The following is an 11,573-nucleotide window of genomic DNA, read 5'->3' on the forward strand; positions in this document are numbered from 1 at the left end:
ACCGCTGTACTCTAAATTAATCGGGTAGGTGTCTCAAGTTATATTGGCACAGGGGGGGCTGCCGGAATTCGTTGACCCACCCGCATGCCTAGCGAACGGTTGGACTCTGTGGGATTTCAGAAGTTAGACATGGTGCAGTCAATATCAGCACCCTGGGTCATAATAGCGTCAGCCCCAACAGCTAGTCATTCACCTCTATCTTCGCTTCTTGTTCCCCGGCCAAGGTAGTTCGCCAGTTAGCTCCTGCAGTCCGCTGTGGTCAACTACGCGAACACCGAACCTGTCTACTTCAACTTCTGGCAAGTCTTCCTCTGGAAACCATAGAAGCGCCACAGTGGTGTCGAATCGGTGGTAGTGACGAGCCATTTCATAAAGGTCAACTCCCTTTTCCCAGTTCTCGAACCATACATCTTGGGCCACTTCATCGGTTTCGATATGGGTAATTCCGGCGGCACGAAGCCGATGGGCGACAGAGCCAGCCGGTATTGGTGTCTTCGGGGGAATCCACGCCAGCGCGCGTCGCAAGGACGTCGAACGTGCCGCGTAGCGGACCATCCCGCGTTCCATCGTGACGAACGCACAGGGGATATCTGCCAAGTTGGCATAACGTGACGCTGCTGCTGGGAACGAGGTTTTGAATTCAGCGGCCATGTACTCAATCACCGTTATCGACGGTTCCTCTTTCGGCACCTTGTCCTTCCACATCTTGTAAGGCATGAGTAGCTCTGCCGCAAAGATGTCGCACGTCACCTCGTTGATGTCGCGCTTGGCATAAGACCACGAAGGAAGCTCGTCATGCAGTGAAGGGAGCTTCAGGACGATGTGGGCAATCTCATGGCAAACAGTGAATCGCTGACGCTCTTCGGATTCAAGCGAGTTGACCGTTATGACGTGCTGCCCGTTTGCCTTGGTCACAGTGAACCCAGACTCCCCGTCCGAGAGCTCTTCCTTGCGAAGCTTTGCTTCGGCCTTTTTCACATAGGCGGACAGGTCGTTTTGAATATTCGTCGAATCGACACTCGCGACGAAAGCCCTGGCTTGGTCCTGCACGTCGGTTTCATTCATGTGGCTTACTCGTCTTCGTCGTCTAAGGCTCGTCTGATTCGAGCTATCAATGTGGCAGGGTCTGGCCGTGCATTACCTCGGTGTCGAGCTCCTGCGGCCATTGTAAAGATTGCGACATCAATCGATTCATCACCAAGTACATATTCAACAAGGTCCGGGTCTGCCTCAGGATGGTCGGTGAGCCATTTGACGATTTCAGCCTCGCGCTCAGTCGGTTTTAGGACCTTAAGAAGCTTGCCAATTAATTCTCCTGAAGGACTTGTTTTCTCGCCTGTTTCTAGCCGATATACATACGCGTGGTCGACCGCAGATAACTGGCTCATCTCTCGAAGTGAAAATGTTCGTCGCTCCCGCAATTTGCGTAGTGCGACACCTAGGCCGGTCTGTGCCATGGCTATGGTCTCCTGGTGGGGGGTGAAAGAAAACTATTGCGCTCGATGAGGACGCGAGATGGTTCCGTCCATGCGAGTGAGCGAGGTGGCTTCTTGTGAGCACCGGACTTGACATGTCTGTCATATCTATGGTCCGCAATGGCAGGCTAAGCAGGTGACTTGACACATGATTTTCAATCAGTTACAGTGTTGTCTAGCCAAGCAACAGCGCGAATATTTTCATAGGTGCTAATTGTCCTGGTATTTTGATGATGCGTTGCTTGACAAAGCAACATAGTTTGCCACAGCGCCGTCCCGTTCGCAACAGGTGTCGTTAAAGAGGTATCTATGAAAGAAGAATCGTTGGAAATTTTTGTACATGACAGCGGCCGTCCTCAGGTCGTTACTGCTCGCTTGGACGAGACGCTCAAGGAAGTGCTCGCTCGCCTGGGTGTTTTGCCGGGTGCCGACCAGTTCGTCTTCATCGGCGAAGCTGTCGAAGCGCTGGACCATCCAGATGCAGACTCTGATGTCCACGAGGCGGCAAATATTGAACTGACGCTGGAACAGTTGGAGTTGCGCAAGCACAAGCATGTGCACACCCTGACCATCCACCGAGTTGAAGTGACGGTTTACTTCAATGGCCACCACAAGCGTAGCTTCTCCCCGGCGGCGACCATTGCGACGGTGACGGAATGGGCGAAAAAACGTTCCCATGTTGACCCCAGCGCCGGAGCCGATTTGGTACTCGCGCTGAAGCCCAGTGGCAAACAACCTCGCCCAGAGGAGCATCTGGGCGAACTGCTGGAGCCAGGGACGCACTCGTTAGAGTTCGACCTGGTCCGCGAAGTTACGCCTCAGGGATGGCAGACATGACCGCGTCCACAGCTCAACGTCTTCTAGAGGCAGATTTAGAGCGAGCAGAGTTTCGGATTGGCGTGTCAAAGGGGCAATGGTCTCTTGCCTGGGAGGTGTCGAAAACGGGCTGGCCATATGTCTACACGCGAGTGCAGGCTGCGCCTCGCGCCAACAGCCCGGAACAGATGTTGGTGCGGTGGGACGTGGACGGGTACGGTATCCAGTCGCCGACTGGCGCATTCTGGGACGAGGAAGCGAACAACTTCCTCGTCCCAGAAAAATGGCCAAAAGGTCGGCCCAAGTCACCGGTGGAAGGCGTCTTTAGAGTGACTGGATGGGCCGCGCCAGGGAGGGGGTTCTACCACCCATTCGACCGGCAAGCCAGGCTCAACCATCACGATTGGCCGACACAAAACCCCCAATACGTCTGGACAGAACAGAACACTTTGACTGACTTCATCAGCCTCGTTCACCGATGGCTGAACTGTGAGGACTACCTTGGCTGCTAAACGTGCCATCAAGATTCCGAGGCTGACCTGGTTAGGGCTAGTCACGGAGCTACGCAAGCGAGGCGGAAGGCGTCGTGAGAGCGGGGCGTTCCTGCTCGGCACGGCCGGAACTGACGATGGGCGTGTCGAGACCTTCGTCTGCTACGACGACCTTGACCCTAGCGCGTTATCAGACGGCATTGTGGTGTTCCACGCAAAGGGGTTTTCGGCTCTGTGGGACTACTGTGCTAAAAGAGGATTGCAAGTTCTGGCCGATGTGCACACCCACCCGACCGTCGACGTTCGTCAAAGCACCGTCGACCAGGACTACCCAATGGTTCCCGTGCAGGGTCACCTTGCCCTCATCCTTCCCAACTATGGCCACACCTCAATGTGGTCGCTGGCTGGAGTAGGAATGCACGTTTTCAAGGGCCAGACCCGCTGGACGTCGTTCGTTCACGACCATCCCAACGCCCCCGTCCGTCTTTGCGTGTGGTGAACATATGATTCAGCCAATCTCCAGTGACACCCTCTCGCGCATCGATAAGCTATTCATGGACCAAGATGCTATTGGTATCGAAGAGTCTCGACGTCTAAGGGCGCAGCGCGGCATTGAGGTGCTAGTCGGCGATGACGTCAAAGCTTCCTACGGGCTGCAGTTGGCGCTGCTTACGGCGGTCAACCTAGGCGTCAAGTGCTTCGCCGGGGAAACCAAAGTGCACGCTGCGGCGGAGGTGTGGCTCGCCCCGTGCCTCGTTCTCGTGGTGCGCGCAGCGACGTTAGGTGAAGCGGTGGTCGAACTTGGTGGTAAACCCACCGTGTGGAGTGGGTTGCCACCCACTGGTCGACATCTGATTCTTGGGAATGCGGTCGCCGAAGCCGGCGCAGTCCGGATGACCTACGATGGCTGGCGCATTGCTGTAGGCCCAGCCACCGAAGTGCCTCGGATGGCCGAGCGCGAGTACTGTCAGCTTGCCAGTATTGCGGCCGCCTCCATCGCGGTTGGTGAGGTGTTCGCCGACTTTGCGGGCATAAGCATCACGGCCACGCGACGCGTCGTGACGTTCTCTCTATGGCGTCCGGACCTTTCTGCGGAGCACCCCGATGGTGTCGGTCGGCAACTTGTTGAGTTGCCACTCGCTGTCGGTGCTTTTGGGCTGGGCCACCTTGGTCAGGCATACCTGTGGGGTCTTGCTGCACTACCGTATTCCTCACGGAAGGATGCGACGATTCTGCTGTGTGACGACGACAGGGTCGAGAAGGCAAACGTCGAGACAGGTGCCTTGCTGACGTCCGTATCGGTGACGTATCTCAAAACCCGCGTTGCTGCCGACTGGCTCGAGACGCGCGGATTCTCGACGAGACTCCTCGAGCGGCGGGTGGACGAAAACTTCAGGCGCACCGCCGGGGAGCCCGTCATAGCGCTCTCCGGCTTCGACGACAACAGGGCACGGCAATGGCTGTCGGAGGCCGGCTTCAATGCGATTTTCGATAGCGGCCTTGGTGGCGAGGACCACAACTTTGACACCATCGCGTTTCACACTTGGCCGAACCCGCGGGTTGCCTGTGATGTCTGGCCGCTGGAGTCAACTGAGGAACTGGCTGCGCGTGAGGCTCGCAAGCGGCTGCTGGCCGCTAGCAACGCGGCATATCAGGCGCTTGACGCGGATGAGTGCGGACGTTTGCTACTTACCGGGAAATCCGTTGCGGTGCCATTTGTCGGCGCTGTGGCAGCGTGCGTGGTGTTGGCAGAGATGCTCAAGACCGTTAACGGCGGGCCCGTGTTCTCAGACCTAAAGCTGCGGCTGTGCTCCCTTGGCACCAGTCGGCTGGAAGGACGACTCGCCAGCGAGGCTGCCCCGCCAGTTCGCGGTGTACAGACTCACACCATTAAGCGAGTTGAGTAGGGTGAATCCGCTTTTTACATGTTGAGTGGCGGCGAAGTAGAGTTGTGCACAGGTGTCACAAAGGCAGCCTCTGTCACCGAAACGCACCCGGGACCCATCCACTTGGGGCTTGTAGGCGGCGCCGGGATGATGCCGAGTGGTGGGCTGGAAACCATCATGTGGGACCCCGTGCGGGCCGGTAAGGTGCCTGGATATCGGTTAGAGCCCGGAACGCCCGGTCGGATGCTATTCCTAGCGGCCCCCTGGAATCGGACTTCAACCTGTGCGAGTCCGTTGCGTCTGGACTCCGAAGAAGACGCCACGTGCACTGAATTGATTGATAGCCAGCAACATAGCTCAGAGAGAACTGAATTCGACTTTTTCGTCTCAAGAGTTATGTGCAGAGGTACAGGACGCTCACAAATTTTATTTAAGCACAGGAACATCAATGACACTCCCGCACAACTTTTCCCAAACAACTGCCGCCGACCTCGCAGCTCTTGTCATGGAGTAGGCATCCGAGGGCACACACCTTGACTTCAAACGCGGACTTCCGTCACCCCCACGGACTTCCGTCACCCCCACGGATTTCAATCGCCGCCACTCTTGGATAGACGAGTAAAGTGCTATTGACATACTAGATAGTCTATCAAGGCTTCATCGTGTCCGGTCAGTTGGGTACGAATGAAATTGAATCTGTCTGACGAAGCGGCGTTGCCGTTCATGTAGATGATGTTCATGAGTCCTCCTTTTTCTGAAGCATAGGGCAGGGGACAGCTCCAGCTCAGTGCGGTACCGCGCAATGCGCCTCGAGCAGTTCGAATTCGAGGGTCAGGTCGCGATATCATTAAATTATGATGTCAATATGATAATAGTGTGTTGCAGGCGAAGAACAGCCGATAATGCCCGTTATTGGTCGCAGCTACCAATATCGAAAGAAGAATCCAATGCTCGTACGTTTGTTGTCAGATTTGCATCTTGAGTTCGAAGTGTTGCCGATTCGGCGTGATATCGGTACAGGCACTTCCGGTATCGAATGGGCAAAGAAGACATTTGGCTGCCCAGTCATCTATGTTGCCTGCAACCACGAGTTTTACAGCCATCATTTCGATGACCTGATACCTGAGCTTCGAGCGGCTGCTGCTGGCACCAATGTGCACTTCCTCGAGAAAGGCAATGTGAGGTTCACTGGAGCCACGTTGTGGACTGATTTCAAGCTGTATTGAACCCCATATGATTCAATGTTTGACGCCGAAGAGCTGATGAGTGATTTCAAGGTCATTCAGGACGGCCCCCCGGACGCACGTGTGAAGCTGCTGCTAGAGCGGACAGTTGAGCGGTTCCATGAATCGCTCGCGGCCATAACTCGGTTGGTTGAGCAACCGTTCGAGGGCAAGACGGTAGTCGTGACCCATCATTTGCCGTCGCCGGCATGCGTGGCCCCGGAGTATAAGAACGACCGGCTCACACCGGCCTTCGCTTCGAACCTTGATGCCTTCATAGAGCAGCATCCCCAGATTGCATATTTTCTACACGGGCACACACATAGCTCGGTGGACGTAATGGTCGCCTCCACTAGGGTGCTTTGTAACCCAGGCGGCTTTCCGCATGGTGGGAGGAGAGAAAACCGAGCGTTTGAAATCGAGTGCGTATTCCAGCTCTAACAGGTCATCAGTATATGAAGAAATCAAACAAAACGGCATCGGGCCCAGGCAGCCTTGCGGAGGCTTATTTTCGGTACCTTGAAACTGCAGTGAGGGGCGCCGATGGCGTCACGCGGCAACCGGCATCGACGAACTTTGTGAGCCGGCTGAGAGAAGTCCACGCGAAGCAAGGGCACCCTGGGAGGTTGAATGACGCACTCAAACCGGGGAATCTTTACGTCTGGAGTGACCAACACCTCGGCCACCGAGCGCTGGAGAAGCTGCGGGGTCGAAGTGCGAGTGAGGTCGATGCGCTGATGCTGTCGAATGCGCTGGCAACCGTCACGGAGAAAGATTTTCTGATTTTCGGCGGGGACATCACGATGACTGACAGCGGAACGACAAATGGGTGGTTGCGTCAAATACCGGCTGCGAAAATTCTGGTGCTGGGCAACCATGACTGCGACAAGCATGCGCATGCCATCCTAAAATTAGCAGTTGATGACGTCGTTAGCTGCTTGGAATGGGAAAGGATTTTCGTGAGTCACTATCCCGTGCCAGAGCACGTCATGGACGCTGCGCGACCAGGCGACTGCATAGTGAACTTGCATGGCCATGTGCATGCTCACCGGCTGAGCACGGACGAATTTGGTTCGGGTGCTCGCCATGTGAACATGTCAGTGGAGTGTATTGATTTCAAACCTGTGACGATTGGCAGTCTTCGACGAAGCACTTAGTGAAGTGCGCCAGTGAGCTTGTCAGCGAGTTGTTTGAATACGGAACGGCCGGCTTCATCCTCTCTCACCGCAAACAGAAACAGGCAGCGACCATTGCTGGATTTCTCCCACTGGTGGCCCACTTGCTTCTTCTCCCGGGAATCATCATTCGTCTCGTACGGTTCCCCTTTGTACTCGACAACAAGCAAGCGACCGTCAACCAGCTCAGCAACGAAATCAGGATAGAAGTAGTCAGTCGACGTCGGTAGCCAGAACGAAAGCTTTTCCTGTCGCTCGATGTTCCGGACCCATTGTTTGACTTTAGGATGGGCGTCAATCGCTTGGGCGCACATAAATTCTTCCGCCGTCCTTCCCGCGGGTGTCTTTTCCCGTAAATCATGGATGACCGGGTAAAAATGTTTGTTGAATTCGTAGCTGCCGCGATAAGGCTGGCGTGCTGGGTATTGCCCTGACTGGTACTGGAAGCTGTAATGTGCCATCTGCTCAAACGTCGGAACCATCATGTCCAACAGGCGGCCTTGAAATCCTTTGTCCATGGCCAGCTGCCGTAGCCTACCGATTTCCTTGGTGAGTGCCTGAGCAAGCTGAAAGCGCGCGCGGACCAGCGCCGTTTGGGTGAAGCTCCGGACGTGGACCAGGTGCGACACCATCTTGACCAAGTATGCCTGCAGCTGCATCTGGGAGACATACGGCTGCCGCACTTCAACATCGAGCCACCGCACAAGGTCCTGTTCACTCACATGGCTCATGACATCATTGAGATGGAGCTGTTGCGCATCCACATAGCGGTACTTTATTTTTTCGCCGCTTACGTCGATTTCAAATGAGTTGATGCTTTCCGTAATATTGAAACCAGACAGTTGCACAGGCTGGTCGAGTAAGTCCCAGTCACCGAGAGTGGAAAGGGTTTCTCTTTCGACTACCTCAAGGTAGTCATCGAAATTCAGGCATAGCTGCGGAATAGGTGCGAAGGTGAGGCCAAGTTGGGCCGGTGCACGTACTGCCTGACGCAATGCGCGGTGCGCATTGAATTGCTCCTTGATGGCCTCCCTAGCTTTGGCAGGAACCGCATTGCTGACAAAGTCCTCAACCTGACCCAAGGTATCAGAATCAATGTCTCCCTTGACGAGCAGGGTAGTCCCCATTGAATTTGTGCCGATTGTGACAACCTGCTTTAAGTCTTCTGGCCAATACTGTGTATCCAGGGTCCCGGAAACCGCGATATAGCAATCCGGAATAACCGGCGCCATTTGCTGCTGCCCCAGGGAGCCGTTTTCCATCGGTTCGCCAAGAGGCAACTCGGGTTGCGCTGGCACGAGTGCTATGTTCGCCTCGAACCGTTCGAAGCCCATGTTCTGGACCATCTTGTCCGTCAAGGACGCCGCAGCTTGCGCAAAGTTCTCGGCAACGATATGCGCGTACGCTCTATTCAAGGTCTCCTGCTGCCTCGTCTTCGCGTAAGGCATGCGCAGCACGCGGCCCAGAAGCTGCTCGACATCCTTGGCCGAATTCACCGATTGCAGGGACGCCAGGACGTAGGCAAACGAACAGTCCCAGCCTTCCTTGAGTGCTTCAACTGTGATGACATAACGAATCTGGCACGCGGGGTCAAACAGGTTGATACCGACCAAATCTTTTTGGGTGCCAGTTGCAACCGCAATCTGGTCCTCGGGTATCTTTTCGTTCTCAATCAGATGTATGCGAACGACATCCACTGTGGCTTCGTTACCTTTAGGAGCTGCCTGAATCAACGCAATCGGACGCAGATAATCGGTTTCCTTTTGGGCTGAGATTTCTAGCCGGTCCCGTGTCAGAATCGCATCGCGCAAACAATCCTGCCAACCCGCGGGATGCTCTGCCAGGACAATCGGCAGCTTTATCATTTGCTCAGCTTTCAATTCTTGCGCGGAGACGTGGTACAGCACGTTATTTCCAGGCACTGGCGTCGCGGTGAGTTCTACAACGCAGCTCGGTTTCAGGCGTCCCAACGTCTTGAAGAAGCGGTCCGTCCTGTTGTTGTGGGCTTCGTCAACAATGACGATGGGATGCTGAAGATGGAGCCAGTTCGCAACCGAATGCTTGATGCGGCCGACGTCTTTATTTGTCAGGAAGGGTTGACTTAACAAGTCCGCTTCCGTGACCTTCTCCAGGTCTCCGCTCAAGTGAGGAGGCAGGGTGTCAAAATGCGGTGAGAGTTCTTCAAAGAATGAGTACACGTTACGCTTGGCGGTATCGGTAACGTTGAAGGCCTGAATAGTAGCAACGATAACAATGCAGGCCTTGCCGACGTCGTGCGGGCTGATTGTTTGCAGGCTCTCTAGGTCACAGACTTGCACTCGGTCACCGAAATGTTCAGCGAGCGCTTGCCGGTAGGGGTGCCGGGCATTAGCCAGGGCTTCGAGCGTTTGAGTACGAATGGTATCCGAGGGGGTGAGCCACAGGGCGACGGGAGCATCGGTGTCCAAGACGGCCTTCCCGGCCATCGCAACTGCGTGGGCTGCCATGATGGTCTTTCCGCCGCCCGTTGGAATTCGTAGGCAAACGCTGGGTATATCACCGAAGAGAGAAGCATAGTGCTCATTGGTGCGATTCTGTGTTGCTAGGATAGCGTGGTAAGCGTCTGGTATCGGAGCGCTGCGGCAGGCTCGCAAGAATTGAGTCAGGACCGCAAGCGCATTTTCTTGATAGCTTTTTAGTTTGAACATAGCGGTTAGCGAATCTTCACGTCGTAAGGGATTTGCTTGAAGGTTATGTTATCGGCGGCAAGGCGAGCCATGCCAAGGCGCGTGGTTTCGCCGTAGATGACCTTCGGTCCAGTATGGGGGAGGATATCGTTGATGGCTTGGAGAACCGAGTGTGTCAGTACGTTTCCTCCGGCGGGGCGCCGGTCGCCGAGAATCCCGTTGTAAAGCAGATAGTAGGCGGTACCCTTCTCAACTCCAAGTAACGGCGAGTCGAAAACTTGGTGCCCAGGTTCGCCAATCTCAAAGTGCCAGATATACGCAGCCAAGGTCGCGAAGCGCACGGCGCTGTTGATGCGACCATGCGGGTCAAACGCAGGTTCGCCCAAGGTACAGAAACGAAAACCGCCGCCGCCTTGCCAGTTCACGTCCTCACTGATACCGCCTTGTTCGCCTTCGATGACTTTTTGGAGGCGGGGGACACAATGTGTTTGTGCGTGTTCACCCATTTCGATGCCGATATAGCGGCGCCCCATTTTGTGAGCTACGGCAGCAGTGGTGCCCGAACCGAGAAATGAATCTAAAACTATTTCCCCTGGATTGCTGGCGATTTCAATGATTCGCTTCATCAGTCCTTCAGGTTTGGGCGTCTCAAACGAAGCTTTCTCACCGAACAGCAATTCTAATTCTCTTGCTGCATGCTGATTTAGGCCAACGTCGTCCCAAATGGTCGGAGCTGCCATGCCAGCTTTGGCTTCAGTTTTGAAGAGTTTTCTCATTGGGGTTGTACCGGTCCCATTCTTGCCCCAGAAAAACCGCCTTTCGGCGACCATTCTCAACATTTCTTCCTTTTTGTATACCCAGCACCGCCCCTTTCTTGGGAACACCTCTTGCCCGGTAAATGGGTTCTCCACAGGGTAGACTAGACTCTCGACATATCGCCCGCCTTTTGCGTTACCCGTCGAGTCCACCTTGCGGAATGGGCCGCGTTCATCGAAGCCAAACGGTTCCTCATAACTCTGATATTGGGAATCCGCCTTATCTGTCCTTTGCATGAGGTTGAATGCCTCCTCCGCAATGGTCTTCTTTGACGAGCCTGTATTGGACTTGGCGAAAACGAAGATGTGGTCGTAGGTGGCGCCGATTTTTCGGTCGTTAGGCGCTCCGTCCCGTCGCTTCCATGCGATGTCGGCTACGAAGCAATTACGTCCAAAGACTTCATCCATCAGTACTTTGAGGTAGTGCGCTTCCTTATCATCAATAGAGACCCAAATACTGCCATCATGGGTAAGCAAGTCGCGCAGAAAAACGATTCGGGGATACATCATCGACAGCCATTGGCTATGTTCTAACTTGTCGTCGTAATGCTCAAACGCGCTTTGCGTGTTGTAAGGTGGGTCGATAAAAATACATTTAACCTGCCCCGCATAAAAGGGCATCAGCGCCTTGAGTGCCAGCAGGTTGTCACCCTGAATCAGCAGACTTTCGGCGCTATTGCCAAAAATGGCCTCTTGTTTTAGCAGATGGTAGGGAACGTCTCGGTGGATTTCCTTGGCCTGATTTTTGTTGACCCAGTCTAAAAATGGCATAGCTTTTCTGTCTTTGTGTGGATGCTCGGCATTATGTCACGCCAGAAAACGCAGAACCTCGCTCATCATGGCATTTCGTACAACGAATCAATTGGAGTTCGTTTAACGGTCGCTAGAATGAACCGTGCTTATCCGGTTATCTCCCAAACCCACTACCGGTAGTATATTGAGCATTTGCGCCAACCTGGGGCGATCATGGTTATCGATGTGCTTGACCGAGACGATCTGCCGTTTCCGCACTCGCTGCCGGAGTTT

11 protein-coding genes are annotated in these 11,573 nt (G+C 54.7%); 7 read left to right on the forward strand and 4 right to left on the reverse strand.

The annotated features are described in order from the left end of the window. Positions 1-195 precede the first annotated feature (195 nt). Positions 196-1,065 carry an ImmA/IrrE family metallo-endopeptidase gene (locus ACFOFO_RS19350; RefSeq protein WP_390329400.1) on the reverse strand — a complete coding sequence of 290 codons (870 nt, stop codon included), beginning with the start codon at positions 1,063-1,065 and terminating at the stop codon, positions 196-198. A 5-nt stretch (positions 1,066-1,070) separates the two neighbouring features. Next, complete coding sequence (locus tag ACFOFO_RS19355) at positions 1,071-1,457, reverse strand: helix-turn-helix domain-containing protein (protein ID WP_390332463.1); 387 nt, start codon at positions 1,455-1,457, stop codon at positions 1,071-1,073. A gap of 327 nt (positions 1,458-1,784) precedes the next feature. Between ACFOFO_RS19355 and ACFOFO_RS19360 the strand changes: the two genes are divergently transcribed. The 7 genes from ACFOFO_RS19360 (at position 1,785) to ACFOFO_RS19385 (ending at position 7,048) form a co-directional block, all read left to right on the forward strand. Beyond that, positions 1,785-2,312, forward strand: a complete 528-nt coding sequence (locus ACFOFO_RS19360; protein WP_390332464.1) for a hypothetical protein — start codon at positions 1,785-1,787, stop codon at positions 2,310-2,312. After that, positions 2,309-2,803: a DUF7665 family protein gene (locus ACFOFO_RS26635; RefSeq protein WP_449369382.1), complete on the forward strand. Its 495-nt coding sequence runs from the start codon at positions 2,309-2,311 to the stop codon at positions 2,801-2,803. The genes ACFOFO_RS19360 and ACFOFO_RS26635 overlap by 4 nt, the downstream gene beginning before the upstream one ends. After that, the gene (locus ACFOFO_RS19365; RefSeq protein ID WP_390329395.1) at positions 2,793-3,281 is read left to right on the forward strand and encodes a hypothetical protein; all 489 of its coding nucleotides are present in this window, start codon (positions 2,793-2,795) and stop codon (positions 3,279-3,281) included. The genes ACFOFO_RS26635 and ACFOFO_RS19365 overlap by 11 nt, the downstream gene beginning before the upstream one ends. Before the next feature lie 4 nt (positions 3,282-3,285). Then, positions 3,286-4,689 (forward strand): hypothetical protein, encoded by a 1,404-nt coding sequence (locus ACFOFO_RS19370; protein WP_390329392.1) that lies wholly within the window; start codon positions 3,286-3,288, stop codon positions 4,687-4,689. A 926-nt stretch (positions 4,690-5,615) separates the two neighbouring features. Further along, complete coding sequence (locus ACFOFO_RS19375) at positions 5,616-5,894, forward strand: metallophosphoesterase family protein (RefSeq protein ID WP_390329390.1); 279 nt, start codon at positions 5,616-5,618, stop codon at positions 5,892-5,894. Positions 5,895-5,909: 15 nt separating this feature from the next. Then, positions 5,910-6,332, forward strand: a complete 423-nt coding sequence (locus ACFOFO_RS19380; protein WP_390329387.1) for a metallophosphoesterase family protein — start codon at positions 5,910-5,912, stop codon at positions 6,330-6,332. A gap of 14 nt (positions 6,333-6,346) precedes the next feature. Continuing rightward, entirely contained in the window at positions 6,347-7,048 is a 702-nt protein-coding gene (locus ACFOFO_RS19385) for a metallophosphoesterase family protein (RefSeq protein ID WP_390329384.1), read from the forward strand. On the opposite strand, the gene ACFOFO_RS19390 is transcribed toward ACFOFO_RS19385, so the two are convergent. Together ACFOFO_RS19390 and ACFOFO_RS19395 are read right to left on the reverse strand one after the other, a co-directional pair. Then, positions 7,045-9,753, reverse strand: a complete 2,709-nt coding sequence (locus tag ACFOFO_RS19390; RefSeq protein ID WP_390332466.1) for a DEAD/DEAH box helicase — start codon at positions 9,751-9,753, stop codon at positions 7,045-7,047. The genes ACFOFO_RS19385 and ACFOFO_RS19390 overlap by 4 nt on opposite strands. A gap of 5 nt (positions 9,754-9,758) precedes the next feature. Beyond that, positions 9,759-11,318, reverse strand: coding sequence for a site-specific DNA-methyltransferase (locus ACFOFO_RS19395; RefSeq protein WP_390332467.1), 1,560 nt, complete (start codon positions 11,316-11,318; stop codon positions 9,759-9,761). Positions 11,319-11,573 lie beyond the last annotated feature (255 nt).

This window comes from Pseudundibacterium arcticum, from assembly GCF_042646465.1.
In the GTDB taxonomy this organism is placed as follows: domain Bacteria; phylum Pseudomonadota; class Gammaproteobacteria; order Burkholderiales; family Burkholderiaceae_D; genus Undibacterium_A; species Undibacterium_A arcticum.